23 protein-coding genes are annotated in these 25,568 nt (G+C 69.4%); 12 read left to right on the top strand and 11 right to left on the bottom strand.

Annotated elements, in window-relative coordinates; translation table 11 throughout:
* The first annotated feature begins 57 nt into the window (after nucleotides 1-57).
* Complete coding sequence (gene ptsJ, locus BKK81_RS22775) at nucleotides 58-1,386, top strand: MocR-like B6 salvage transcription factor PtsJ (protein WP_071017947.1); 1,329 nt, start codon at nucleotides 58-60, stop codon at nucleotides 1,384-1,386.
* 174 nt (nucleotides 1,387-1,560) lie between these two features.
* Here ptsJ and BKK81_RS22770 read toward each other — a convergent pair whose 3' ends face one another.
* On the bottom strand, nucleotides 1,561-1,950 hold the full coding sequence (locus tag BKK81_RS22770; RefSeq protein ID WP_071022073.1) for a hypothetical protein: 390 nt from the start codon (nucleotides 1,948-1,950) through the stop codon (nucleotides 1,561-1,563).
* Between the two features lie 321 nt (nucleotides 1,951-2,271).
* Here BKK81_RS22770 and BKK81_RS22765 point away from each other — a divergent pair, with 321 nt between their 5' ends.
* The 3 genes from BKK81_RS22765 to BKK81_RS22755 all read left to right on the top strand — a co-directional run bounded on the left by BKK81_RS22765 (nucleotide 2,272) and on the right by BKK81_RS22755 (nucleotide 5,587).
* Nucleotides 2,272-3,651, top strand: a complete 1,380-nt coding sequence (locus tag BKK81_RS22765; RefSeq protein ID WP_083384365.1) for an MFS transporter — start codon at nucleotides 2,272-2,274, stop codon at nucleotides 3,649-3,651.
* Nucleotides 3,652-3,738: 87 nt separating this feature from the next.
* Nucleotides 3,739-4,308, top strand: coding sequence for an RBBP9/YdeN family alpha/beta hydrolase (locus BKK81_RS22760; RefSeq protein ID WP_071017945.1), 570 nt, complete (start codon nucleotides 3,739-3,741; stop codon nucleotides 4,306-4,308).
* Nucleotides 4,309-4,423: 115 nt separating this feature from the next.
* A complete protein-coding gene (locus BKK81_RS22755; RefSeq protein WP_071017943.1) occupies nucleotides 4,424-5,587 on the top strand; it encodes a porin in 1,164 nt (387 codons plus the stop codon).
* 253 nt (nucleotides 5,588-5,840) lie between these two features.
* Here the strand turns inward: BKK81_RS22755 and BKK81_RS22750 are convergent, their stop codons facing one another.
* The 3 genes from BKK81_RS22750 to BKK81_RS22740 all read right to left on the bottom strand — a co-directional run bounded on the left by BKK81_RS22750 (nucleotide 5,841) and on the right by BKK81_RS22740 (nucleotide 9,905).
* Nucleotides 5,841-7,427 (bottom strand): isocitrate lyase, encoded by a 1,587-nt coding sequence (locus BKK81_RS22750; protein WP_071017941.1) that lies wholly within the window; start codon nucleotides 7,425-7,427, stop codon nucleotides 5,841-5,843.
* Between the two features lie 450 nt (nucleotides 7,428-7,877).
* A complete protein-coding gene (locus BKK81_RS22745; protein WP_231908228.1) occupies nucleotides 7,878-8,549 on the bottom strand; it encodes a hypothetical protein in 672 nt (223 codons plus the stop codon).
* A gap of 306 nt (nucleotides 8,550-8,855) precedes the next feature.
* On the bottom strand, nucleotides 8,856-9,905 hold the full coding sequence (locus tag BKK81_RS22740; RefSeq protein WP_071017939.1) for an AraC family transcriptional regulator: 1,050 nt from the start codon (nucleotides 9,903-9,905) through the stop codon (nucleotides 8,856-8,858).
* Nucleotides 9,906-10,078: 173 nt separating this feature from the next.
* Between BKK81_RS22740 and BKK81_RS22735 the strand changes: the two genes are divergently transcribed.
* The 7 genes from BKK81_RS22735 to BKK81_RS22705 all read left to right on the top strand — a co-directional run bounded on the left by BKK81_RS22735 (nucleotide 10,079) and on the right by BKK81_RS22705 (nucleotide 15,883).
* Nucleotides 10,079-11,137 carry a 3-keto-5-aminohexanoate cleavage protein gene (locus BKK81_RS22735; protein WP_071017937.1) on the top strand — a complete coding sequence of 353 codons (1,059 nt, stop codon included), beginning with the start codon at nucleotides 10,079-10,081 and terminating at the stop codon, nucleotides 11,135-11,137.
* A 137-nt stretch (nucleotides 11,138-11,274) separates the two neighbouring features.
* Nucleotides 11,275-11,526: a DUF1289 domain-containing protein gene (locus BKK81_RS22730; RefSeq protein WP_071017935.1), complete on the top strand. Its 252-nt coding sequence runs from the start codon at nucleotides 11,275-11,277 to the stop codon at nucleotides 11,524-11,526.
* Nucleotides 11,527-11,621: 95 nt separating this feature from the next.
* Nucleotides 11,622-12,311: a DsbA family protein gene (locus BKK81_RS22725; protein WP_071017934.1), complete on the top strand. Its 690-nt coding sequence runs from the start codon at nucleotides 11,622-11,624 to the stop codon at nucleotides 12,309-12,311.
* Nucleotides 12,312-12,474: 163 nt separating this feature from the next.
* A complete protein-coding gene (locus BKK81_RS22720; RefSeq protein WP_071017932.1) occupies nucleotides 12,475-13,452 on the top strand; it encodes a Bug family tripartite tricarboxylate transporter substrate binding protein in 978 nt (325 codons plus the stop codon).
* Between the two features lie 172 nt (nucleotides 13,453-13,624).
* A complete protein-coding gene (locus BKK81_RS22715) occupies nucleotides 13,625-14,644 on the top strand; it encodes an alcohol dehydrogenase catalytic domain-containing protein (protein ID WP_071017930.1) in 1,020 nt (339 codons plus the stop codon).
* A gap of 10 nt (nucleotides 14,645-14,654) precedes the next feature.
* Nucleotides 14,655-14,951 carry a YciI family protein gene (locus BKK81_RS22710; RefSeq protein WP_071017929.1) on the top strand — a complete coding sequence of 99 codons (297 nt, stop codon included), beginning with the start codon at nucleotides 14,655-14,657 and terminating at the stop codon, nucleotides 14,949-14,951.
* Nucleotides 14,952-14,971: 20 nt separating this feature from the next.
* Nucleotides 14,972-15,883 carry a LysR family transcriptional regulator gene (locus BKK81_RS22705; protein WP_071017927.1) on the top strand — a complete coding sequence of 304 codons (912 nt, stop codon included), beginning with the start codon at nucleotides 14,972-14,974 and terminating at the stop codon, nucleotides 15,881-15,883.
* Nucleotides 15,884-16,305: 422 nt separating this feature from the next.
* Here the strand turns inward: BKK81_RS22705 and BKK81_RS35590 are convergent, their stop codons facing one another.
* Nucleotides 16,306-16,602, bottom strand: a complete 297-nt coding sequence (locus BKK81_RS35590; protein ID WP_156811424.1) for a hypothetical protein — start codon at nucleotides 16,600-16,602, stop codon at nucleotides 16,306-16,308.
* A 47-nt stretch (nucleotides 16,603-16,649) separates the two neighbouring features.
* Here BKK81_RS35590 and BKK81_RS22700 point away from each other — a divergent pair, with 47 nt between their 5' ends.
* Nucleotides 16,650-17,372 carry an autoinducer binding domain-containing protein gene (locus BKK81_RS22700; RefSeq protein ID WP_071017925.1) on the top strand — a complete coding sequence of 241 codons (723 nt, stop codon included), beginning with the start codon at nucleotides 16,650-16,652 and terminating at the stop codon, nucleotides 17,370-17,372.
* 6 nt (nucleotides 17,373-17,378) lie between these two features.
* Here BKK81_RS22700 and BKK81_RS22695 read toward each other — a convergent pair whose 3' ends face one another.
* The 6 genes from BKK81_RS22695 to BKK81_RS22670 form a co-directional block, all read right to left on the bottom strand.
* Nucleotides 17,379-19,109 carry an acyl-CoA dehydrogenase family protein gene (locus tag BKK81_RS22695; RefSeq protein WP_071017923.1) on the bottom strand — a complete coding sequence of 577 codons (1,731 nt, stop codon included), beginning with the start codon at nucleotides 19,107-19,109 and terminating at the stop codon, nucleotides 17,379-17,381.
* A 63-nt stretch (nucleotides 19,110-19,172) separates the two neighbouring features.
* Entirely contained in the window at nucleotides 19,173-19,922 is a 750-nt protein-coding gene (locus BKK81_RS22690) for a 4'-phosphopantetheinyl transferase family protein (RefSeq protein ID WP_197524041.1), read from the bottom strand.
* A complete protein-coding gene (locus BKK81_RS22685) occupies nucleotides 19,915-20,265 on the bottom strand; it encodes a hypothetical protein (protein ID WP_071017919.1) in 351 nt (116 codons plus the stop codon). Before BKK81_RS22685 ends, BKK81_RS22690 begins: the two co-directional genes overlap by 8 nt.
* 12 nt (nucleotides 20,266-20,277) lie before the next feature.
* Complete coding sequence (locus BKK81_RS22680) at nucleotides 20,278-23,142, bottom strand: PEP/pyruvate-binding domain-containing protein (protein ID WP_071017917.1); 2,865 nt, start codon at nucleotides 23,140-23,142, stop codon at nucleotides 20,278-20,280.
* A 49-nt stretch (nucleotides 23,143-23,191) separates the two neighbouring features.
* Nucleotides 23,192-24,217 carry an SAM-dependent methyltransferase gene (locus BKK81_RS22675; protein ID WP_071017915.1) on the bottom strand — a complete coding sequence of 342 codons (1,026 nt, stop codon included), beginning with the start codon at nucleotides 24,215-24,217 and terminating at the stop codon, nucleotides 23,192-23,194.
* Between the two features lie 76 nt (nucleotides 24,218-24,293).
* On the bottom strand, nucleotides 24,294-25,562 hold the full coding sequence (locus BKK81_RS22670) for a hypothetical protein (protein ID WP_071017913.1): 1,269 nt from the start codon (nucleotides 25,560-25,562) through the stop codon (nucleotides 24,294-24,296).
* Nucleotides 25,563-25,568 lie beyond the last annotated feature (6 nt).

Genomic DNA, 25,568 nt, shown 5'->3' with positions numbered 1-25,568 from the left:
GCCGGAGACGGCCGTGTAGAATGTCCTGTGCCAAATTATATATTGTCATAGGACAAAATGGATATTTCCGGGAAGACTGCGGCCGAGATCTTCGACAACGTGCGCCAGCAGGTGCTGTCCGGCCGCCTGCGGCCGGGCGAGGCGCTGCCGCCGGTGCGCGAGCTGGCGGCACGGCTCGACGTCAACCGCAACACGGTGGCCGCCGCCTACAAACGCCTGGTCACGGCCGGGGTCGCGCTGACCCAGGGCCGGCTCGGCACCGTGATCCGCCACTTGACCGAGGCCGGCGAGCAGGAAGGCACGGCGCCCGGCAGCGCGCTGGCCGACCTGGCCGGCGGCAATCCCAACCCCGCCTGGCTGCCCGACGCGGCGGCGGCGCTGGCGGCCCGGCCCTGGCGCCCGCGCTTGTATGGCGAGACGCTGGTCGACGCGCCGCTGGCGCAGCATGCGCAGGCCTGGTTCGCCCAGGACTGTCCGCCCGGCTTCGCCGTCGACCTCAGCTACGGCGCGGTCGACGCGATCGAACGCCTGCTGGCCGCGCACCTGGTGGCGGGCGACAAGGTGGTGGTGGAACACCCCTGCTTCCTGGGCAGCATCAACACGCTGCGCGTGGCCGGCCTGCAGGCGGTGGGGGTGCCGGTCGATGCGCAAGGGCTGCGCGCCGATGCGCTGGAAGCGGCGCTGGAGGCGGGCGCCCAGGCCGTGATCCTGACCCCGCGCGCGCACAACCCGACCGGCTGCAGCCTGAGCGCGGCGCGCGCCCGCGTCCTGCGCGACGTACTGGCGCGCCATCCGCACGTGCTGCTGGTGGTCGACGATCACTTCGCGCTGCTGTCGGCCGCGCCCTACCATGACGTGATCCCGCCGGCGGCGCAGCGCTGGGCCCTGGTGCGCTCGGTGTCCAAGGTGCTGGGGCCCGACCTGCGGCTGGCCTGCATCGCCTGCGACCCGCACACCTCGCAGCGGCTGCGCCTGCGGCTGGCGCCGGGCACGCAGTGGGTCAGCCACCTGCTGCAGGACATCGTCGCGCGCTGCCTGTCGTCGCCGGCGGTCGCCGGCCGGGTTGCGCAGGCCCGCGACGACTATGCGCGGCGGCGTGCCTGGCTGGCGCGGGCGCTCGCCGCGCAGGGCCTCATGCCGGATGCACCGGATGCACCGGACGCAGCGGCCACGCCGGCCGACGGCCTGAACCTGTGGCTGCCGCTGGCCGCCGACAGCCAGCCGCTCGTCCTCGCGCTGGCGCGCCGCGGCTGGCTGGTGCGCAGCGGCGAGCCGTTCGGCGTGGCGGCGCCCGCGCACGGGCTGCGCATCACGGTGTCGACGCTGGAGGAAGAGGATGCCGGGCGCCTGGCGCTCGATATCGCGCGCTGCCTGGCCGAGGCCTGACGATACGAGGCGGCGCAGCGGCGCCGGCATGAGGGCCGGCGCGGCGCGGGAATGAAGGAAGGAGCGGGAAGGAGTGGGAAAGAGCCGGACCAAAGGAAGAGGAAGGGCGTGGCCGGCGCCACGCCCGGAGCGGCCACCACGCGGCGCGGCCCCGGAAGAGCGGGCCGCGCGTCCTCAGTCGTCACCGACCTTGCGCGACTTCCAGCGGCCGTCCGCCTGCTTGCAGAACCAGCCGGTCCACTCGTCGTGGCTGCTGCCGCGCGTCAGTTCCGCCTTGAGGCGGCGGCACGACTGGCCTTGGTCGGTCTTCGAACGCAGCGGCGTGATGCTGGCCTCGACGGCCTCGCGGCCACGGCGCGCGGGGGCGCTCCAGGCCGACGGCGCGCCGTCCTCGCCGTCGGTCAGCACCTTCAGCACAGCCTTGGCGAACGAGGCAGCCTCGGCCTTGTTCATCGATCCGACCACGGTGTTGTGGATGAAGTTGTCGAAATAGGCAAACGCGGGGCTGGCCACGGTCAGCGGCAGCAGGCAGGCCGCCACCGTCAGTGCACGTCGCATGGGCATGGGCATGGAAACTCCTGAATCTGGGACTGGGACTGGGCGGGCACGGAGCCCGCGGGCCCCCGAGTTTACTCCACGGCTTCGCACGAAGTGAAGCAAGGTGCGCCAGGCCGCGCGGCGCCGCCCGCGCTGTGCGGCCAGCGTCTCGGCGTTTTCCCGCACTGTCACGGTATGCAAAGAACTTGTCCCGCAATGTCAAACCATCTTTGACCTATCCCCGATACTCCCAGCCACCGAACGCGCACGCCACCACCGGCGGATGCGCAGCCGAAGCGCCGGGCCTCGCGCCACATACATGGCGCCGGCCTGCCGAGAGGAGCTGACATGCTGGGACAACATCCGAATCGTGCCGCCATGGCCGCCGGCGCCGAGCGCGCCGCAGGCAACGCGGCTTCCAGGGCGGCCGAGGCCACGGCCGGCGGCGCGGCCAGGCGCTGGTATCCGTGGCTGGTCTTCGCGCTCAGCTTCGCCCTGCTGCTGTCGGACTACATGTCGCGCCAGGTGCTCAACGTGGTCTTCCCGCTGCTCAAGGCCGAATGGGCGCTGAGCGACACGCAGCTGGGCGCGCTCGGCGGCGTGGTCGCGCTGATGGTGGGCGTGCTCACCTTTCCGCTCTCCATCCTGTGCGACCGCTGGGGCCGCGTGCGCAGCCTGGCCTGGATGGCGGCGATGTGGAGCCTGGCCACGCTGGGCTGCGCGCTCGCCACCAACTTCGGCGAGATGTTCCTGGCGCGGCTGTGCGTCGGCGTCGGCGAGGCGGCCTACGGCAGCGTGGGCATCGCCCTGGTGCTGTCGGTCTTCCCGCGCCACCTGCGCGCCAGCCTGAGCGCCGCCTTCATCGCCGGCGGCGCCTTCGGCTCGGTGCTGGGGATGGCGCTGGGCGGCCTGCTGTCGTCGCACTTCGGCTGGCGCTGGGCCTTCGCCGGCATGGCGCTGTTCGGCCTGGCGGTCGTTGCGCTGTTCCGCCTGTGCATCACGGAGTCGCGCGTGCTGGCGCGGCGGCGGGCCCTGGGCGAGGAAGAGGCCGCGGCCGCGGCCGCCGCCCCCGGCCGGACCGCGCTGCGCCCGCTGCTGGTCGCCCTCTTCTCGGCGCCGTCCATCCTCTGCGCCTACGTCGGCAGCGCGCTGCAGCTGCTGGTGATGAGCGCCCTGCTGGCCTGGATTCCCAGCTTCCTGTCGCGCTACTACGGCATGGCGACCGATCGCGCGGGCGTCACCGCGGCCGGCTTCGTGCTGGCCGGCGGGACCGGCATGATCGCCTGCGGCGCGCTGACCGACTGGCTGGCCCGCCACGCGCCGGCGCGCAAGTGGCTGGTGTCGATCGCCTATAGCGCGCTGTGCTGCGTGCTGCTGGCCGTGGCCTTCCGCCTGCCGGCGGGCGGCGCACAGCTCGCGCTGCTGGGCGCCGGCATGCTGCTGGTGGGCGGCACCGCGGGTCCGGCCAGCGCCATGGTGGCCAACCTCACCGACCCGCGCATCCACGGCACCGCCTTCGCCACGCTGACGCTGGCCAACAACCTGCTCGGCCTCGCGCCCGGCCCCTTCCTCACCGGCATGCTGTCCGATCACATCGGCCTGCTCGCCACGCTGCAATGGATTCCGCTGGCGGGACTCGGCGCCACCGTGGCCTTCGCCCTCGGCCGGCGCCACTACGCGGCCGACCTGGCGCGGCTGCAGCGCCGGTGCGCGGCACGCGCGGGCTGAGCCATCGCACCACCGAGCCACACCGAGCCATACCGATCCGCACCACCACCCGGACATTCCGGACACCCGAAGCATCCCAGGCATTCCATGACGTTCGATCCCGCCCTCACCTTCCTCCTGGTACCCGGCCTGCGCGACCACGTGCCCGAGCACTGGCAGACCCTGCTGCAGGCACAACTGCCGAACGCCCGCTCGGTGCCGCCGCTGGAGCACGACAAGCTCAGCCGCGACGCCCGCGTGGCCGCGCTCGACGCCGCACTGGCCGACATCGACGGCCCGGTGGTGCTGGTGGCCCACAGCGCAGGGGTGATGATCACCGTGCACTGGGCCGCGCAGCACCGGCGCCCGATCCACGCCGCGCTGCTGGCCACGCCGCCGGACTTCGACCAGCCGCTGCCGGCCGGCTATCCCGACAAGGCCGCGCTCGAAGCGAACGGCTGGCTGCCGGCGCCACGCGCGCCCCTGCCCTTCCGCAGCCTGGTGGCGGCCAGCCGCAACGACCCCCTGGCCGCCTACGAACGCGTGCGCGGCATGGCCTATGCCTGGGGCAGCCGCCTGGTCGACCTGGGCGAGGTGGGCCACCTGAATCCCGCCGCCGGCTACGGCCCGTGGCCGCAGGCGACGGAGCTGTTGGCCGAGCTGCTGGCCGACGGCTGAGGCGCGCCCGACGGCACGCGCCGACACGGCCGCGCGGCAGGCCGCGCGATGGCCGCGCCCGCCCCGACCCCAGCAATATTCCCCCACCACATCGAAGAAGGAACGAGGAGACACCATGCCATTGAAGAAGGCCGCCCTGGCCGCCCTGATCGCCTGCCCGGCCCTGGCCAGCGCCCAGTCCAGCGTCACGCTCTACGGCGTGGCCGACATCAACGTCGAGTTCGCCAACCATGTCGGCGCGATTCCCTCCGCCGCCAACGGCTTCAACCCCGGCACCTCCAACAGCGTCTACCGCATGGACTCCGGCGGCCTGTCCGGCTCGCGCTGGGGCCTGCGCGGCACCGAAGACCTCGGCAACGGCCTCAAGGGCGTGTTCGTGCTGGAAAGCGGCTTCAACCTCGACACCGGCACCTCGCAGCAGGGCGGCCGCCTGTTCGGCCGCCAGGCCTACGTCGGCGTGCAGTCGGCCACGCTCGGCCAGATCAGCCTCGGCCGCCAGTACACCTCGATGTTCGAGGCCCTGGCCAACTTCGCGCCGGCCGCCTACGCGACCCAGTACGAACCCGTCGTGCTGCAGTCCGGCGCCAACTTCCGCGAGGACAACACCGTCAAGTACACCGGCCAGTTCGGCCCCGTCACCGCCCTCGCCCACTTCTCCTTCGGCACCGGCCTGGCCCTGCCGCAGACCGGCGCCTCCGCCATCGCCGTCGGCGGCAACGGCGAGGTCCCCGGCGCCTTCCGCCGCGACTCCGCCTACGGCGCCGCCGCCACCTATATGGCCGGTCCCCTCGGCATCGCGCTCGGCTACGACCAGTGGAATCCCACCATCGGCACCGGCAGCGGCACCTTCCGCAAGGCCGCCGTCGCCGCCAGCTACACCTTCGGCCCCGCCAAGGTCATGGGCGGCTACCGCTGGGGACAGAACAAGAACGCCGCCGGCGCCGGCATCGCCCGCGACGACTTCTACTGGGTAGGCGCCAACTACCAGGTCACCCCGGCACTGGGCCTGACCCTGGAGTACGACTACGACAAGGTGCACAACCTCTACGGCAGCACCCAGGTCGCCAATCCGTGGCAGGTCGCGCTGGTGGCCGACTACAACCTGTCCAAGCGCACCGACGTCTACCTGTCCGCCGCCTACGCCCGCAATGCCGGCCTGACCCTGGACTCGGTGGCCACCGCCTATGCCACCAGCCTCTCGCTGGGCAACAGCTACGCCCTGGCCAGCGGCCAGAACTCCATGGTGGGCGTGGCCGTGGGCGTGCGCCACAAGTTCTGATCCCGGGCAGGCGCCGCTGCGCGCGGCGCCCGCCCCGCCGTTCCCTGCTCGACCTTGGCGCCGCCGCTCGGACTTCGTCCGGTGGCGGCTTTTTTTGTGCGGCGGCGGCAGGATCGGGCGTGAGGCGTGAAGGTTGAGGGGTGTTCCCTCTGGCCACAAGAAGACGTTCGATGAGCGCCCCGGCGAACGATCCCGCCGGACAAAAAAAAACGCCAACCCGCGATGGGTTGGCGTTTTGCTTCGGGTATGACGATTACGAGAACTGGTTCATCGTGTTGTCCTTGCCCGCTGCCTTCAGGGCTGCTTCGCCGCTGAAGTACTCCTTGTGGTCGTCGCCGATATCCGAGCCGGACATGTTCTGGTGCTTGACGCAGGCGATGCCCTGGCGGATTTCCTTGCGCTGCACGCCAGCCACGTAGCCCAGCATGCCCTGGTCGCCGAAGTATTCCTTGGCCAGGTTGTCAGTCGACAGCGCGGCGGTGTGGTAGGTCGGCAGCGTGATCAGGTGGTGGAAGATACCGGCTTCGCGCGATGCATCGGCCTGGAAGGTGCGGATCTTCTCGTCGGCGAGCTTCGCCAGTTCGGTCTGGTCGTATTCCACGCTCATCAGCTGGGCGCGGTCGTATGCCGACACATCCTTGCCCGCAGCCTTCATCGCGTCATAGGCCTGCTGGCGGAAATTCAGGGTCCAGTTGAACGACGGGCTGTTGTTGTACACCAGCTTGGCGTTCGGGATGACCTTGCGGATCTCGCTGACCATGCCGCCGATCTGCGCGATATGGGGCTTTTCGGTTTCGATCCACAGCAGGTCGGCGCCGTTCTGCAGCGAGGTGATGCAGTCGAGCACGCAACGCGCTTCGCCCGTGCCGGCGCGGAACTGGAACAGGTTGCTCGGCAGGCGCTTCGGACGCAGCAGCTTGCCGTCGCGCTTGATGACCACGTCACCGTTGCCCAGCTGGTCGGCCGACAGTTCTTCGCAGTCGAGGAAGGCGTTGTACTGGTCGCCCAGGTCGCCCGGCGTGTTGGTCACGGCGATCTGCTTGGTCAGGCCGGCGCCCAGCGAGTCGGTACGGGCCACGATGATGCCGTCGTCCACGCCCAGTTCCAGGAAGGCGTAGCGGATCGCGCGGATCTTGGCCAGGAAGTCCTCGTGCGGCACGGTGACCTTGCCATCCTGGTGGCCGCATTGCTTCTCGTCGGACACCTGGTTCTCGATCTGGATGCAGCAGGCACCCGCTTCGATGAACTGCTTGGCCAGCAGGTAGGTGGCTTCCGCGTTGCCGAAACCGGCGTCGATGTCGGCGATGATGGGCACGACGTGGGTGACGTGGTTGTCGATCTTCTGCTGGATGGCGGCCTTGGCGGCGGCATCCTTGGCAGCATCCAGCTCGCGGAACAGGCCACCCAGTTCACGGGCGTCGGCCTGGCGCAGGAAGGTGTACAGCTCGCGGATCAGCGCGCTGACGGAAGTCTTCTCGTGCATCGACTGGTCCGGCAGCGGGCCGAACTCCGAGCGCAGCGCGGCGACCATCCAGCCGGACAGGTACAGGTAGCGGCGTTCGGTGCTGTTGAAGTGCTTCTTGATCGAGATCATCTTCTGCTGGCCGATGAAACCGTGCCAGCAACCCAGCGACTGGGTGTACTTGGACGGGTCGGCGTCGTAGGCGGCCATGTCGGCACGCATGATCTTGGCGGTGTACTTGGCGATGTCCAGACCCGTCTTGAACTTGTTCTGGGCACGCATGCGGGCGGCATACTCGGGGTTGATGGCATTCCACGCGCTGCCGTGGTTCTCCTTCAGACCAGCAACTGCCTTGATGTCGTCTTGATACTGGGACATTTGAATTTCCTAAGAGTGAAGCGCGTTTGAGAGAAATCGCGGGTGCCGCTACGGGTGCCGAAGCAGGATGTCGAAGCAAGCAGCGTGAAGTCATTGTATGGCGTTCTTGGTGCGTTGCGGCGAACTCTTATATAAGACATAAGACTTGCTTTATCCTTATTTTTCAATGAGATAGCAACAAGATCCTGCGATGTGGAACACGTTTTCAAGAGCCGAAAAGCCAAGACGGGAAAAATCCGGCCCGGATTCCACAATATGAAAAGCGCTTTCAGTTCTCGGAGAATGGGCCCGCGCGGATGGCTCGGGCAACGACAGCGGGAGGGAATGACAGCGGTCTGTCGACGCACAACGTCATGAGCCGGCGCAGCGCACGGCCCAGGCGCCGGCGCCCGACGCGACGAGCGCCAGCACCAGCACCAGCACCTGGGACGTGCGCCTGGCCGGGTTCCGCTAATCGGCCCGGCACCACCGCCCCGAGTCGGGACTGACGGTCACCCTCTCACCTTGCCGCCGCACCTGCTCCGCGTCGAGCGTCGCCGCGGTCGCAGGGTCGGCATCGAAGACGACCTCGAGGGACCTTGCGACATGGACATCCTCGACCGGCAGTTCCCAGGTCAGGAACAGCTGTGAGTCGTCCCGGCCGTCCGGGAAGTCGGCGGCGGCGAAGCCATCGCTGCCACGTCGGATCACCCCATGCGGCTGGCAGGTATCGAACACCACGGCCAATCCTCGCCTGAGCGGAATGCGCAGGTCCAGCGACGGGAAATGCAGGTCCTGCCCCTTGTCCTCGCTCAGGAAGAGATTGCAGAAGACCGCGCCGCCGTACTGCTCGCCGTCATGGTGGTACCTCGCGCCGCGGCACACCATCAGCGCGACGTCACTGCCGGCCAGCACGCCGGGCAGGCCAAGCCGGCCGGTCCAGTCGGACACCGCCCGCACGCACTGCGAGTACTGCGGCCAGCGCATGCGTGCGCGGGCCAGGGGCATCACCTCGACATCGCCCGCGTCCAGGGTCATGTGCGACGAGATCTCCCGTGCCCAGTCGGCACGCAGCCGCGCCGGCGGTTCCGGCACCTCGAGCATGCCGCTCAGCACGACCTCGCTCACGCGCCGGCTGCGCATGGTGTCACCGCTCCAGAAATAGGAAAGCGGGGAGGACCGGGCGGGCGGTGGCGTGGCCTTGTCCAGCAGCCCCAACCGCTCGTCGTAGCCGACGGTGCCGCGCGATACGCCCGCCCGCTTGCAGAGTTCGCCGATCCGCATGATGGACTCCCATCCCAGTCGTGGAGTGCTATTTACGCTTGACCGTTGCCTATAGTCAACGGTTTGGAGTGCATCGCATGGCACGGCGATGGCGAGCCTGTGCAACGACGCCGACTGCCTGGCGGCGCTGTCGGTCGCGAGTGCCGTCCACATGACGCTTCACAACTAGTCGGAGTGTATTGAGCTGCCGGAACGCGGGCTGGCCGGCGGCGCCTTCCCGCCACCGCCGGCGCGCCAGCGTGTCACGCTGCAGCCGAAGCGGTCGGCGAACCAGCGCGAGAACGCGCTCAGGGACGAGAAGCCGAGCAAGGTGGCCACTTCGGACAGCCGGCGTTCCGGATTCTCGATATAGCGCTGCACCAGGCTGGCGCGCGCCTCCGCCACGATCTCCAGGTAGGTGGTGCCCTCCTGCTCCAGGTGGCGGTGCACCGTGCGCCGGTCCACGCCCAGGTGCTGCGCCACGCGCTCGACCGAACACATGCCGGAAGGCAGCAGCAGATAGACCAGCTTCCTCACCTTGTCCCGCAGCGTGGTGCTGGACTGCGCCAGCAGCGTGCCGAGATAGCGTTTGACCTGCTGCGCCATGACCGGATCGTAGGACGGCAGCGGCGCCTCCAGGTCGGCGGCGCGGCAGACGATGCCGTCGAAATCCTGGTTGAACAGCGCCGGCATGCCGAACACGCGCTGCCAGGTGGCGGTGCTGGCCGGGGCCGCGTGCGAAAAGCTGATGCTGCGCGGGCGCCAGGACGGGCCGAGGAACACGCTCAGGATCCGGAACACCACGCCGACCGCCAGGTCGGTGGCCTGGCGCAGCGGGCTGGCCTCGTCGCTCAGCAGCTGCAGGCGGATGATCACCAGTTCGCCTTCGCGCTCCACGCGCATCGACAGCGACTCGTTCTGCAGGTCCATGTGGCGCACCATCGACTCCAGCGCGCGCAGCAGGTTGGGCTGCTCCTGCACCACGAAGGCCAGCGGGCCGAGGTTGGACAACTGGCGCAGCTCGGCCATGCGCAGGCCGAAGTCGTCGACGCCGGCAGCCTTGGCCGAGGCCTCCATCAGCCGCCCCACCTGGGCCGCCGGAATGCGGATGTCGGGATCCAGCAGCACGCTGCGGCCGATCCGCGCCGCGCGCAGCTGCTGGTAGGGATCGAGCCCCAGGGCACGCGCGACTTCGACGTAGTTGGTGAGACTGGCGCTGCGAAGGTAGTAGGACATCGTGTTTTCCCTGACTGTCCCTGAATGTAAATTGATCGTCCCGGATCGTCAAATGCCCGGGCGCCGTTGCACGATACTTCCGACACCGGAAGCGATCCGCCCGCAGGCTCCCGCCCGGCTCGCGATATGCATCATGCGCCGGCGAGGCCAGAACACTGAACTGGAGAGACGACATGCAATTCCTCGACGATTCCCTGCACCCCGAGAACCAGGACAAGGTGGTCATCACCGTGGCCCCCTACGGCCCCGAATGGATGCCGCAGGACTTCCCCGAGGACATCCCGGTGACGATGGAGGAGCAGATCCAGAAGGCGGTGGACTGCTACAACGCCGGCGCCACCGTGCTGCACCTGCACGTGCGCGAGCTCGACGGCAAGGGCTCCAAGCGCCTGTCCAAGTTCAACGAGCTGATCGCCGGCGTGCGCGCGGCGGTGCCCGACATGATCATCCAGGTGGGCGGCTCGATCTCCTTCGCCCCCGAGGACGAAGGCGAGGCCGCCAAGTGGCTGTCGGACGACACCCGCCACATGCTGGCCGATCTGACCCCGAAGCCCGACCAGGTCACGGTGGCCATCAACACCACCCAGATGAACATCATGGAACTCCTGTATCCGGAGTACCTGAAAGGCACGTCGCTGGAAAACCCCGCCTACCAGGCCGCCTACAGCGAGATGACCGTGCCGGCCGGCCCCGCCTGGGTCGAGGAGCACCTGCGCCGCCTGCAGGCCTCGGGCATCCAGCCGCACTTCCAGCTGACCGGCATGCACGCGCTGGAAACGCTGGAGCGCCTGGTGCGCAAGGGCGCCTACAAGGGGCCGCTGAACCTGACCTGGATCGGCATCGGCGGCGGCTTCGACGGCCCCAACCCCTTCAACTTCATCAACTTCGTGCATCGCGCGCCGGACGGCTGCACGCTGACCGCCGAATCGCTGCTGAAGAACGTGCTGCCCTTCAACATGATGGCCATGGCCATGGGCCTGCATCCGCGCTGCGGCATCGAGGACACCATCATCGACCAGCACGGCAAGCGCATGACCTCGGTGCAGCAGATCGAGCAGTGCGTGCGCGTGGCCCGCGAGCTGGGCCGTGACATCGCCTCGGGCCAGGAAGCGCGCCGCATCTACCGCATCGGCACCTGGTACGACAGCGCGGAAGAAACGCTGGCGGCCAACGGCATGGCGCCCAACCGCCGCGCCGGCGAGCGCAACCTGCCGCTGCGCAACGCGGCCTGAACCGCGGCCTGAACCGCTACCTGAGCCGCTGCCTGAGCGACCGCCTGAAACGCTTGCCCGGCCCCGGCTGCGCGACTTTCCCGCGCGGCCGGGCCAACCGGGCCTCTTCGCCGCGCCGCGCGCGCAGGAGGACACCGATGTCCCACACCGATCCCGCCCCGGCCGATGCCGCCATCGGCAATCCCTGCATCAACATCTGCCGCATGGACCAGGCCGGCAAGTACTGCCAGGGCTGCGGCCGCACCGCGCTGGAGATCGGCCGCTGGGACCGCTTGACGGCGCAGGAGCGCGGCGCCGTGCTGGCCGAGGTCGCGCAGCGGCGGCCGTCGCTGCGCGGGCTGGCCGCCATGCCGCGGACACTGCAGCCGCCGCAGCCGCCGCGCGGCTGAAGCGCTGACGGGCCGGTGCGCCGGCACGGCACCCCCGCTTCCCCTGACCCCGCCGCCGCCCGCCGGGCCGCGGCAATCTTTCCGTCCGCCTCGCCATGACCCTGCAGCCTTGCTTGACGGTCGACGTGTACTTCGACCTGATCTGCCCCTGGTGCCTGATCGGCAAGCGCCATCTCGACGCGGCCCTGGCCCGCTGGGCGCACGAGCGGCCCGAGGTACCCGTGCGCGTCCGCTGGTGTGCCTATCCGCTGCTGCCCGCCGTGCCGGCCGCCGGCCTCGACTACCGCGCTTTCTACCTGGCCCGCCTGGGCGACGCCCGCGCCGTGGCGGCGCGCCGGGCCCAGGTGCAGGAAGCCGCGCGCGCAGCCGGCCTCGAACTGCCGCTGGCGCTGGAGCGCATCGAGGTGCTGCCCAACACCCTGGCCGGACACCGGCTGATCCAGTACGCCGCGCAGGCGCATGGTGCTGCCGCCGCCGGCGCGCTGACCGAGGAGCTGTTCACGCGCTACTTCATCGCGGCGCAGCACATCGGCGACCCCGAGGTGCTGCGCGCGGCGGCCGACGCCTGCGGCATCCGCGCGCCCGGCCCCGTGCACGACGACGCGCCATGGCTGCCGCCGCTGGCCGTACCGCAGGCGCCGCCGCGCTGGGCCGGCCAGGGCGTGCCCCTGTTCGTCTTCGGTGGCAGGCATGGCGTCAGCGGCGCGCGTCCGGCCGCCGTCCTGTTCGACGCCATGCAGCAGGCGCTGGCTTTCGCGCCGCGGGACCTCGCCGCCTGCGGTTGAACCGCGGCGGCGAAGCGGTGCCGCGGATGCCGGCCCGAACGGCCGGGGCGGCCGGGCATGGCGGGACAAACGCAACGACAAACGCAACGACAAACACAACAACAAACACAACGACGGACGCAGGCACGCCAAAGCGTCCGCCCCCCCACCAAGAGGAGACACCATGCCACGCATCATCCGACCTTCCACGCTGCGCCGAACCGGCGCTGCCCTGGCCCTGGCGCTGGCCGTGCCGGCCGCACTGGCCTGGACCGGCAAGCCCGTCCGCATGCTGGTGCCGGCCCCGGCCGGCGGCACCATGGACGTGATCGCGCGCCTGCTCGCCGATCAGTTGTCGGCGGACCTGGGACAGCCGGTGGTGGTCGACAACAAGCCCGGCGCCGGCGGCAGCATCGCCATCAGCACCCTGCTGGCCGCGCCCGCCGACGGCCAGACCATCATGGTCACCGCCAGCAATGTGCTGACCGAGGTACCGCACGTGCTGAAGACGCCGTTCGATCCGCTCAAGGACGTGCGCCCGATCGCCGCGGTGGCCCGCTCCCGCCTGCTGCTGGTCGGCACGCCTTCGCTGCCCGCCAGGGACCTGGCGAGCCTGGTCGCCTACGCCAGGGCCAATCCCGGCAAGCTGTCCTTCGCCTCGTACAGCGCCGGCACCGCCTCGCACTACGCCGGCGCCATCCTGAACCAGAAGGCCGGCCTGGACCTGCAGCACGTGCCCTTCGCCGGCTCCGGCCCGGCGCTGGCCCAGGTCATGGGCGGGCAGATCCCGCTGATGTTCGACGGCATGGTGACCTCGCTGCCGCTGCTCAAGGGCGGCAAGCTGCAGGCCTATGCGGTGGCGTCGAAAACGCGCTCGCCGCTGCTGCCCCAGGTGCCCACCTTCGCCGAACTGGGCTACCCGGAACTGGACTTCAGCAACTGGGTCGGCGTGATCGGCTCGGCACGGCTGCCCGAGGCGCTGGCCGCCAGGATCGCCGCGGCCAGCTACCGCGCCGCGGCCACGCCGCGCGTGCACGAACGCATGAAGGATCTCGGCTACGAACCCATCGAGGCCCAGTCCCTGCCCCAGCTCGGCCAGGCCGTACGCACGGAATTCGAGCGCAACGCAGGCATCGTCAAGGCCTTCGGCATCCAGCCCTGAGTCGCCGCCGCACGCCGTGCCGCCGTGCCACCAGCCGGCGCGGCGCATGCGCCGGATCCCTGCAGGAACCGATTCTTGCGCGCGGCCGATTTCTCTTCTGCGGCCAGCCCGCTGTTTCGCCGCGCGGTCGGCCCGTAGAGTGGCTCCGTTCTCAACCCGGAACGGAGTTTCCATGCAAGCGGTACAGATCCAGCAATACGGCGCGGCGGATACGCTCGCCTTGGTCGACGTCGCCACCCCGGCCCCGGGGCCGGACGACGTCGTCGTTCGCGTGCACGCCGCCGGCGTCAACCGGCTCGACGTGCTGCTGCGCGATGGCAGCGTGTTCCAGGTGCCGCTGCCGCGCATCCCCGGCACCGACTTCGCCGGCGAGATCGTCGAGGCCGGGGCCAATGTCGACCGCCGCCGCATCGGCGAGCGCGTCTTCGCCGCCCCCATCCTCTCCTGCGGCCACTGCGAACACTGCCTGCGCGGCGAAGACAACCGCTGCAGCCACTTCGGCACGGTCGGTTCCACCATCGACGGCGGCTATGCGCAGTTCGTGCGCGTGCCGTCCCGCAACGCCGTCGCGCTGCCCGAGGCGCTCGACTACGTGCGCGGCGCGAGCTTCGCCCTCACCTACGCCACGGCGGCGGCCATGCTGCGGCGCGGGTGCCTGGCGGCAGGCGAGTCGGTGATGATCCTCGGCGCCAACGGCGGGCTGGGCTACGCCGCGGTCGAACTGGCCAGCGCCATGGGCGCGCGCGTGATCGCCATCTGCCGCAGCGCCGGCACCGACGAGGCACTGCGCCGGGCAGGCGCCGCCGCCGTGGTGCTGGCCGGCCCCGGCATGGCGGAAGAGGTGCGCGAGCTCACCGGCGGGCGCGGCGTGGACCTGGTCTTCGAGCATGTCGGCGCCGCCACCTTCGAACAATCGGTCGCCGCGCTCGCCATGGACGGCCGGCTGGTGCTGGGCGGCGTGACCACCGGCACCATGGCGCCGCTGGACCTGAAGGCGGTGTTCACCCGGCGCCTGGAGGTGCTGGGCTGCCGCGGCAGCGGGCGCCGCGACCTCGACCACGTGCTCGACCTGGTGGCGCGCGAACGGGTCCGCCCCTGCATCCAGCAGGTGCTGCCGCTCGCCCAGGCCGCGCAGGCGCACCGCCTGCTGGAGTCAGGCGTCACGCTCGGCAAGATCATCCTGACCGTCTGAGGCAACCATCATGTTCATCGTCCTGCTGCACTACGTGCAACCGCTGGCCGCCATCGAAGCCAGCCTGGCGGAGCATCGCGACTTCCTCGACCGCCACTACCGCGCCGGCCATTTCCTGGCGTCGGGACCGCAGGTACCGCGCATCGGCGGTGTTATCCTCGTGCGCCGGCTCGATCGCCGGCAGCTCGACGCCGTGCTGGCCGAAGACCCCTTCTACCGCGAGGGGCTGGCACGCTACGACATCATCGAGTTCACTCCCAGCAAATTCGCCGACGGCGCCGAACCGCTGTTCGTCCCGGCCGGCTGACAACCGATGGAACCCCCGGCATGGACCTGCTGAGCGCGATGCGCGTCTTCCAGAAAGTGGCCTCGACGCTGAGCTTCACCGAGGCCGCCGATCTGCTCGGCATCGCCGCCTCCAGCGTGTCGCGCCAGGTCGACGCGCTCGAAGCCAGGCTGGGGGTCAAGCTGCTGACTCGCACGACACGCCGGCTCGCCCTGACCGAGCCCGGCCGCACCTACAAGGAACAGCTCGACACCTTGCTGGCCGAGTTGGACGCCGTCCACGAGGGAATCGCGTCCTACGCCGGCCAGCCGCGCGGCCGCCTCAAGGTCAGCTCGCCGCGGGTGTTCGGCAAGCGCCTGCTGACGCCGCTGATTCCGGCCTTCCTGGCCGCCAACCCCGGCGTCACGCTGGAACTGTCGCTGACCGACGACTACGTCGACCTGGTCGAGACCGACACCGACCTCGCCATCCGCATCGGCACGCTGGCCGAATCCAGCCTGGTCAGCCGCCCGCTGGGCCGCTACCGGCGGCTGGCCGTCTGCCATCCCGACTACCTGCGGCAACGCGCCGCACCCGCCGCGCCGGCCGACCTGCTCGCGCACAACTGCCTGCGCTACCGCCGCGCCGGCGAGCGCGTGGTCTGGAGCTTCGCCGGACCCGATGGCGAAGCCGGCATCGAAGTCGTGCCGCAGGGCGACCTGGTGGCCAATGACGTCGAGGTCCTGCTGGAAGGCACGCTGGCCGGCAGCGGCATCGCCCTGCTGCCCTACTGGCTGGTGCGCGACGCGCTGGAGGCCGGACAGCTGGTCCAGGTGCTGCCCCGCTACCCCTCGGCCAGCACGCTGCAGAGCGCCGGCATCCACTTCGTCTACGCCATCAACCGGCGGCAGTCGCGCAAGGTGCATGCGTTCATGGATTTCGTGGTGCAGCGCACGGCCGGGCTGCTGGTGTGAGCGTTCCCGGCACAGGCAGCAGCGCGGCCATGCGTGGCGAAGACCAACCAGGCGACGCCTCCGCAACTCCGCCGCCGACACAGACTGCATTGCCCTGACGCCCCCCCCGCATCCCCCGCTCGCGCCACCTGCCCGGCAGCGGGCATCGCGCGAAGCAACGGCCCTGCCCCTGCCTTGCCGCCCAGCCGCCCACATGGCAAAGCGAAGGCCACGATGTCCGCCCTGCGCCGCCCTGGCGGCACCGGACCGTGGTGCAGCGGGCCCGCGACGTGATGCCGCCGGGACGACGGCGGATCCGAGCGATGCCACCCAGCCAGGAACGGATCCGGTCACTCCATTCGCATTAATCGACCTCTTTATATCAACCACTCGAATGTAGGGATTCATAAAAAAGATATACAAAATCCATCTTCATCGCATTATCAAATGAACATATGAATTAAAAAAACTTCAATTGCAACATCCAGGCGCCCATGCAAGACTCTCGGCCCGATTCCGGGAAACAGGTCTCCTCGCCATACCCATTCCTTCCCTTGGAACGCGGCAGTAAAAAGGCCGCCAAGATCTGCCGCATTGCGAATGATGATCTTCGCCGCCGCCTCCCGCCTGCCGATCGCGCCAGGGGTAATCGATGCAGGCGTTCCATGCCGATGGGAGAATATTTCCGCGCCTTCATCGAGATCGCGGATCCTGCTGTCCCGACCAGAATTTATGCCCATCCATCCTAATGAATCCGATTTCAATCGGGAAAGAGCAATGGTGAATCATGAGCACCCCCCGTTGGCAGGAAGAATTGATCGTCGAGATGGAAAAATGCACGTGTGCACGCGAGGCTTTCCATCGCATCGAGCGCGCGACAAATGCGCTCGGCTTTGACATGTTTGCCGTGGGGATCCGCACGCCGCTTCCGCTGTCCAGGCCCAGAACCACGATACTCAGCAACTTTCCGACGTCCTGGCAGGCCCGCTACAAGGAAGCCAACTACCTGAGTATCGATCCGACCGTGGCACACGGGCGGCGCACCACGGTACCGCTGGTGTGGACCGACGACGTCTTCGCAACCACGCCCGCGCTCTGGGTCGAGGCGCAGGCCGTCGGGTTGCGCGTGGGTTGGTGCCAATCCTGCTTCAGCCCGGATGGCGTGGGAAGCATGCTCTCCCTGGTGCGATGCGGCAGCCCCATTTCGGCGAGTGAACTGGAATGCAACGAGTCGAAGATGCGTACGCTGGTCAGCGTAGCCCACCTGGCCTTGTCCCGCCTGTTCGACGCCCGCCCCCCCACGGCTTCCGCGCGGAAGCTGACCTGCCGCGAAACCGAGATCCTGCGCTGGGCGGCGGACGGCAAGACCTCAGGGGAAATCGCCTGCATCCTCAATCTGTCGGTGGACACCGTCAACTTCCATATGAAAAACGCCGTCCGCAAGCTCGATGCCCCCAACAAGACCGGCGCAGTGGTGCGCGCCGCCATGCTCGGGCTGCTGCACCACTGACCCGCATCACTGTGCGTCGCGGATCCGGATATCGCTGAGCGAAAGCAGACGCTGCCCGTCGACCAGCGCCATCGCGGCATCAACGATCGACTGGCGCTGCGCCTCGGTGACGACGATGCCGGCCTCCGGCAGCTTGCCGGCGACATAGATCAGCAGCACGGTCTCGTCGAGCCGGTAGCCCGGGCTCGCCTCGCGGTGCAGATGCCAGGCCAGTGCCGCGCAGGCACAGGCCAGCAAGGCGGCGTAGCGCTCGCTCAGTTGCATGAGGTCGACCGCGTCGTGCGCCGGCGTCGCGTGGGCCATCGCCACCTGGCAGTCGACCAGCCACCGGCGCACAGCGCCTTCGAGCGCGTCGAGGGCGACGGCGACCGCCGGCGGCACCTCGCCATGCGTGCGGCGCAGCGCGAAGAACGCGGGCAGCAGGCAGTCCTCTCCGCTTGCGCCCAGGCGCAGGTCGGCCTGCGCCGGCCAGCCCTGGCAGCTGCCGTCGCGCCACAAGAGCGTCGCGGCCTTGTCCAGCCAGCCCGGACCCGGCCCCGCCTCCAGCCGCTCCCGCAGGCGCATGCTGAGGGCGCGCAGCTGCGCGGAGATCAGGCTCAGGTTGACCTGCGTGCTGCCGTCAAAGAGGCTGACGACCTGGTTGTCGCGCATCTGCTTCTCGAACACCCCCCAGGGAAACTCGCTGCGCACGTAATGCCGGGCTCCCAGCACGAGCGCCAGTTCCCGTGCAATCGCTTCGGCCTCGCTGGGCACATGGAACTTCGCCACGGCCGATAGAACGCTGAGTTCGGCGGGCCGCGCGCTGATGGCACGGCAGGCCACCTGCGCCACCAGGTCCCCCACCAGGATGCCGACGTAGCAGCGCGCCAGCCTGGCGCGCACCATCGGGATCTCGATGGCCAGCTTGCCGTAGAGCCGGCGCGCGCGTGCGAAGCGCAGTGTCAGGCGGAACATGGTATCGACGGCGCCGAGCGAGAAGCCGGTACAGAGCACGCGCGAGATCTGCAGCGTCTTGAGCACCGTCGGCAGCGCGCCTTCGGGACAAGGCAGCAGGGCGCCGGACTCGCAGTGGTGGGCCTCCAATTGCAGGCCGCTGATATCCGCGCCACGGATGCCGTGCGTCCGGATCTTGCTCAGCGGCCGCCAGCTCGAAGGAAGTTCTCCGCTCGGCCGGCGCAGCCACAGCAGGCCCAGGCCAGCGCTGCCGTCGCCCTGCTCGATGCGGCACAGCACCGTCAGGCTTGCGCCGCGCCTGGCATTGTTGATCAGCCACTTGCTGCCGTCGGCGACCAACCCGGACCCGCCCGCCCGGACCCGGAATCCGGTGGAAAGGATATCGCTGCCGTGTTCTCTCTCTGTCAGGGCGAGACAGGCCAGGCCGCCGTCGCGCAGCAGCGCGGCCGCCTGCTGCCGCTGTTCGGCACTGCCGCCCAGCCAGATCGGAATACTGCCGAGGAAAGCCTGGCCGAACGCGATGGCGGTGGTAAGGTCGCGCCGCGAAACCAGACGCGCCATCAGCATTGCCTGCTCCAGCTCGCCCAGGCGGCCGCCCAGCGACTCCGGGATCAGCTGCTCGAAGCAGCCAAGCTCGCGCAACCGTTCCAGGTTCCGCTGCGGAAATGCTTCCTGCTCGTCGAGTTCTAGCACCGACTGGAAGCTGATTGCCGAACAGGCCTCGTAGGGATTGCCGAGCGCCGTCTCGATGGCCTCGCCGAACGCGATCGCCTTGGGATCCATCACATTCTCCTTGTACTTGCCAAATGTCCTTCACTGCGCGCAGGCCGAGCGCCGACGCCGGAATCAGGCCGGCAACACCAGCACGTGCGCCATCCCGGCCTCCACCGCGCACCATGCCCGCCAGCGGTTCGCTTCGCGCGCCAGCCTCACGGCGAACTCCTCCTCCAGCGCGTGCGCCTGCCATTGCGGCCGATCGGGCGGCTGCCAGCCGGCCAGGTGCAGGGCGCTGGCGAACCGGGCGAATCCGCCTGCGCCCACCACCTTGAAAAGCGCTTCCTTCAGGCACCATGCGAGCGCCCGCGCCGAGTCCGTGCGCAGCCCCATCGCCTGGCGCAACACGCGCACTTCGGCCGGCCTCAGCAACGCGACCAGGCTGTCCGCACGCAATGCGTCGACACTCTCCACGTCCACACCAAGCGGCTCGGTCCCCACGGCCGCCATGGCCAACTGCCGGCTATGGCTGATGGACAGGTGCAGCGGCATGCCATCGAAGACGGGACGCCCGTCGGCATGGTGGACGACGCGGCAGGCACGCGGCGCCCTGCCCGCCCATCCTTCGCGCGCATAGAGCTGGCCCAGTGCGCGTTTGGCGGCGAGCCGTCCGCCCAGCCACTCGATACGACGCTTGTTCAACGCGAAACTCTGCAGGCGGTCGAGTTCCTGTGCATCCAGCCACTCGCTGGCGGGCCAGCGCGCGCAATCCCGGTCCAGGCAATCTCGCGCCAGCGCGGCGAGATCGATGCGCCAGCAGCACGGCCCGGGAACCGCCATGGCGACCGGCCCCGGGCCGAGACTGCCGGGAGGCTCACGCATGGCGCACATAACCCGGCGGGATGGGCTCGCCGGCCAGCTGGCCGACCACGGCGGCCAGCTGCTCGAAGCGTGCCCGCAGACCGTGGAACAGCGGCGATTGCATATCGCGCTCGAAATCGCACCATGAGCTCACATGGATGATCTCGAAGAAATCGCAGTCGCCTCCTCCGGCGCCCTCGCCCCCCTCGGCGTCCCCTCGAACCTCGACCACCTCGACCACCTCGAAGCGAAGCACGCTGGGAAGATCCCGGCAGGCGGCATAGTCCACCTCCCGGACCCATTCGATGAAAGCCGCACGGCATGCCGGGCTGTGGAGCCGGATACGGTCGATCAGGATCTGCATGGCTGGTTCCTCCTAACGGGATGCCTTCCGGCCTTCCGGCGCCGCGCCGGATTCGATGTGGACCTCGCCCGTCTCGCCGTCCAGGGAGACCCAGTCCCCGGTGCGGATACGCGCCGTCGCGTGCACCGTGTTGACGACGCAAGGCAGGCCGAATTCGCGCGCAACGATCGAGCTGTGCGACAACATCGACCCCACGTCGGTGACAATGCCGCCCGCGAATGCGAACAGAGGCGTCCACGACGCGTCGGTGAAGCGCGTCACAATGATCTCGCCCTTCTGCAGTTCGCCCGCCTGGGCCTCCAGGTCATCGATCACGCGCGCCATCGCGCGGACACAGCCACGCGAGGTGCCAAGGCCGCGCAATGCACCGTCCGCCTCCTGGCCAGGCACGGCGCCGCCTGCACGCGCGATGGGCGCCTCGCCGATGAAGGTCATCGGCGGCTCCTCGCCCCGCGCGCGCGACTCGTGCAGTCCGCGCGCCGCCTCGATCCGAGCGCGCGGAAAGCACTCGGCCGCGCTGGCCTGGCCGTTCAGATAGGCACACAGATCCTGGAAGTCGAGATAAGCGAGTTCGCTCTCATCGGCAAGCACGCCCTCGCTCCGCAAGCGGCTCGCCACCTCGACCAGGATGCGGCGGACCAGCCAGATCGAGGTGATCATGCTCATGCGCGTTTCCTCCCGCAGTTCGCTGCAGCCGCAATACAGACGGATGACGCGACGCATGACGGCACGCTTGAACAGGGGAAGCCGGCGCAGCAGGACCTCGGTGTCGTCGTCCGCCATGCCCCCTCCGTCCTCCTGCCCGTGCTCCCTCCTCGCACCGGCGGACGCAAGGCGCTCCGCGACGGTATTGCCGCGCCCGAGGTAGATCTTCAGGATCTGGAAAACATAGGTGGGGTCATCGATCCAGCGCGGATGGCTCAACTCCATCTCCTGGCGCGCCCGCATGCCGTTCTCACGCAGGAACGGCGCCAGTTCGTCCCGCAGGAACGCGACGCCTTCCGGATGTTCCCGCAACGCCACCAGCACCTTTCCCGCCGGCATGGCGCGCAGCAGGCCTTCAACCCGCGGATAGCGCGGCAGCGATTGCCGCAGCGTCCAGATATCGCGCGCGCTGCGGATGGTGCGCAGGTTCGACATATCGCCTTTGAGCCGGTTCTGCAGGTGCTGCCCATCCCCGGGCAGCCAGGCCTGGCAGAGTTGCTCGAGCAGCCCGTACGTACCGAAGGCATTGATGTAGAACGGCAGGTAGCCGATGTGCATCGCGCGGAAATAGTCGAGCGCGTGCGTCAGTTCCTCGCGCAACCGATCCAGGTCCATGCCGCCTAGGTCCTGCGCGCTGGCCCGGTCGAACTCGCGGAACCGCGACGCGACCATGCGCGCCGCCCGCGCCTTGGCGCCGGCCAGTTCACCCAGCGTCTTCCCGATCCAGTACCCCCAAGACCGCCAGCGCGGGCCGCGATGGCGCTCTCCGTAAGGGTTCCGGTAGCCGTCCAGGTCGACATCGCCGCTGGCGAAGCGCCGCAGGAAGAGCCCCTGGTCCTGCCCCGCCGGTGTCTGCGACAGCAGGTGGGCGGTATAGGCCACGTTGAGATACACATGGCCCTTGTAGTAACCCATGTACTCGTCCGGCTCGCCCAGGTCCAGCAAGCCGATGCCTGTGCCGCAGGCCTGGTGCACCTTGTACTGGTAGTGGCGCGCGAACGAGAGCCCGAGCGGCGTCATGCGGCCGGTGAAGATCTCGCCGATGTCCATGCGCGACCATAGGGCCCGCTGTGCCACCTCCGGCCCGGGTCGTCCCTGGTGCGGGGAGCGCGCTTCGACCACGCCCGTGATGGGGCGGCTCTGCAGCAGCCAGGTAACGCCGTCGTGCTGGGCCCATTCGATGTCCTGCGGCCCGCCGAAGAGCGCATTGCAGCGCACCAGCAAGTCACCGATGGTCCGTGCGCGGGCCGTATCCAGCACCGCCGCCTCGCGCTGATCTTCCGGCACCGCCTGCTCCTCGACCCGCCCTGCGCCGGCATGCCAACGCATGGCCGACGCCTTGCTCCGGACCTGCCGTTCGACGAGCGCGAGGTCCACGGCATCGAGAACGTAGAGGTCCGCGCTCGCACGTCCGGAAACCAGCCCCTCTCCCAGTCCGTAGCACGCCTCGACGAGCACCTGGTCATCTCGCCCGTTGAGTGGATTGCGCGCGAACGCAACACCCGCGCATTGCGCCGCCACCATCGCCTGGACGACGACGGCCATGGCAGGCACGCCGCCAGCGCCTGCCGCGCCGCTCAGACGGCTGCGGCGATAGGCCAGCGCGCCGGCATTCAGGATCGACGCCCAGCAGTCGCGTACGCGGTCCAGGAGGCTGCCGCTGCCGTTCACGTACAGGAAGCTGTCATGCTGTCCGGCAAACGAGTACGCGGCCGAATCCTCGCCGATTGCCGAGGAACGCACCGCCACCGGGCCCGAACCCAGCGCGGCGTAGGCCAGCAGGATCTCGCTGGCCGCGCCTGGCGGAAACTCGCCCTCGCGAATGCGCCGGGCCAGCGTGGAAAGTACCGCATGGTCATGGTCTGCCCACGCCTGCGCCAGCGGAAGGCCGTTGAATGCCAGGAAGCGCTCGAATGCGTGCGAGGGCAGGCAGAATCCCGCGGGGACGGGCATCCCATTGGCGTGCATCTGCACCAGGCCCCAGCCCTTGCCGCCGAGCTCGTCCGCACTCAGCGACACCGCAGCGCCAAAGCCCAGTGCCCAGGGCTGCCCGGCCGGCGGAGCGGAACCGGCGGCCCCCGCTGCGTGGCGGACGGCCGGAGCCGCCCCGTCGAACCTGCTGTCGGCAATGGGCAGGCCGTGCGGCGTGGTGCCGAGAGAATGTGTGGTCATGGTAAGGCTCCGGATGGTATCGGTTCAGCTCGATGGCCCGCCGCCCCGGTCAGGCGGAGCCGGCCAGGAAGGCGAAGTAGCTCTCGCCCGGCAGCACGCGCTTGTCCTCCACGGCATCGAAGCCGTGTTCGCGCAGCATCTGTCGCATCGCCCCGCGCTCCGGCAGTCCGTCCGTCACCTCGGACAGCTTCCACCACAGGTGCAGCGCGGCGATCGCCGCGCTGCCGCCGCGGCAACTGGTCGTCAGCAGCAGGCGCCCGCGCGGCTTCAGCAGCGAGCGCACCTTGCGGAGCAGCGCCGCGCGGCGCTCGCCGCCGAAGTAGTAGATATTGTTGTGCAGGGTGACCAGGTCGAAGCGCTCCGTGGTATCGAATGCCAGGATGTCCGCATGCTCGACCGCCACGTCCGCCCCGCTCCATCCACTCATGGCCAGTACCTGCCTGGCCGCGTCGGCCACTTCCTGCTGGAAGTCGAGCGCGACCAGCCGCAAGCCGGGACGTCGCGACAACATGTAGCCGAGATAGTGGCCGGCGCCGCAGCCGACCTCCAGCACCGAGGCGTTCGAAGCCGGCAGGGCGGCGAAGGCCCAGTCGACCGCTTCTTCGACCAGCGGCTCCAGGATGCGCGAGGCTCGCGCGATCAACACACCGTCCTGGTCCGCCAAGGTATAGCGCTGCGCGCTGCGCAGCCGTTGTGGCGCCTGCAGGATCGCGTCGTAGTGATAGCGGCTCACTTCCTCGAACAGCGCGCCGAGCGTCGCGTTGCCGCCGTCGGCGAGCATCCGCGACAAGCGTCCGCGGAGGCGGTAGCGACCGTCCCTGCGTGCCAGTTCGCCGGCCTTGACGCCACACTCGAGCCAGGCCTCGACGGCTGGCAGCTGGCCCGCATCCAGCCCCATGTGGGAGGCGATGGCATCGGCGCGGCTCGGGCCGCGCGCGAGCAGTGCCAGCACGCCGCTGGCGCCAGCGGATGTCGCGAACGCGCTGCGGTACAGGTGCCTTGCCTGTCCGTCCAGGCGCAGCATGGCGGGGAGGTTCTTTTCGAAGATCAGCTTGCGCAACGTCGCAAGATTCATGATGTGCGGGTCTGGAAAGAAGTTGAGGGCTGCCGCCCCGGCCCGATTCGGCGCGATTCGGCCCGAAGATCGGCAGTCAGAAGTACCAGTCCAGCCCGAGCTGCACGATGCGCCCGGCCTGCCAGTACTCGCTTGCCACGCCGCCACGCCGGCCGGTCCCCGTCAACGGTCCGGCCACGCTGGCGCGCAATACCACGTTGCGCTGGGGCGTGTACCGCATCGCCAGCGTCAACTGCTGTCCCTGGTCAGTCAGGTTCACGAACCACAGGCCGTCGAGATGGACAAGTGGATGCGCCTGATACGAGGCCGAGGCACCCAGGTACTGCCTGCCCGACCCGATCCATGGCAAGTCCGCCTGCCGGCTGAGCGGGGTCTGGTGGAAATACTCGAGCGTACCGATCGTGTTCGCCGCCAGTTTCACGCTGGCACCGACCACGGCCCGGTGCCCCCAGCCGCCGCGCATCCCGCCACCGTTGGCCGAGCAGTTGTCCGCTCCGGCGGCGCGGCCGCGGTACGCCAGCGCCTCGCCGTACCAGTCCGCGCCGACGACGCCGGTGACCAGGTAGCCTGCGGCGAGCAGGTCGCAGTGCCGGCGCTGGCCAACATAGGCGAAGGACTTGCTGCGCTCGCCGCTGTACTCGATGCGCTGCAGCCACTTGGCCTGCACGCCGCCGCCGCTGCCCTCCCTGTGCTCCCTGTCCACGCTGACGACGCTGAGCGTACTGAGCCGGTCGCTCAGGTAGTAGTCGAGGCGGACCGCATCCACGCCGGCCTTGTAGAGTCGTTCGAGGTCACCTGGCAGGAACGGCGCATGGATGTCCGCTGGCGACCACAAGCGCGACAGCGTCAGGCTGATGGGCTGCCGCCCGACCGTGATACGTGCCCGCGACAGGCTCGCCTGCGCATACAGCCAATCCATGCCGATCGCCTGCAGCGAGCCGGCATGGCGCTCCCGCAGCGCCAGCCCGCGGATCCGGTCGGTCCGGCCTTGCCCGTCCACCATCGAGGCGAGCAGCGACGGCCGGCTGGCCCGCCAATCCTCGACATTCATGTGCGCAACCCAGCGCAGCGTCCCGTAGTCGGCCTCAGCGGTGAGGCGCAGCGTCGCCATGCTGGCGTAGCCCGTGCCATCCTGCCCGCCCGGGCGGCTGGCAAGCGCGCGGTATTGGAGTACGCCGCCCAACGCCACCTCCTGCCAAGACGACCGCTCGCCGCCGGGTGTCGCCGTACCGGTCAAGTCCGCCGCCGTGTCGGCCACCGCCGACAGGCCGAGCGCTTCGAGCACGGCCTGGTCCTGCCCGGCCGCGGCATCCGGCGTCCCGAACCGCATCAGCGACAGCATCATCGCGCT

The organism is Cupriavidus sp. USMAHM13, from assembly GCF_001854285.1.
Taxonomy (GTDB): Bacteria; Pseudomonadota; Gammaproteobacteria; order Burkholderiales; family Burkholderiaceae; genus Cupriavidus; species Cupriavidus malaysiensis.
The sequence above is the reverse complement of the archived record's forward strand: the minus strand, read 5'-3'. Positions and strand labels throughout refer to the sequence as shown.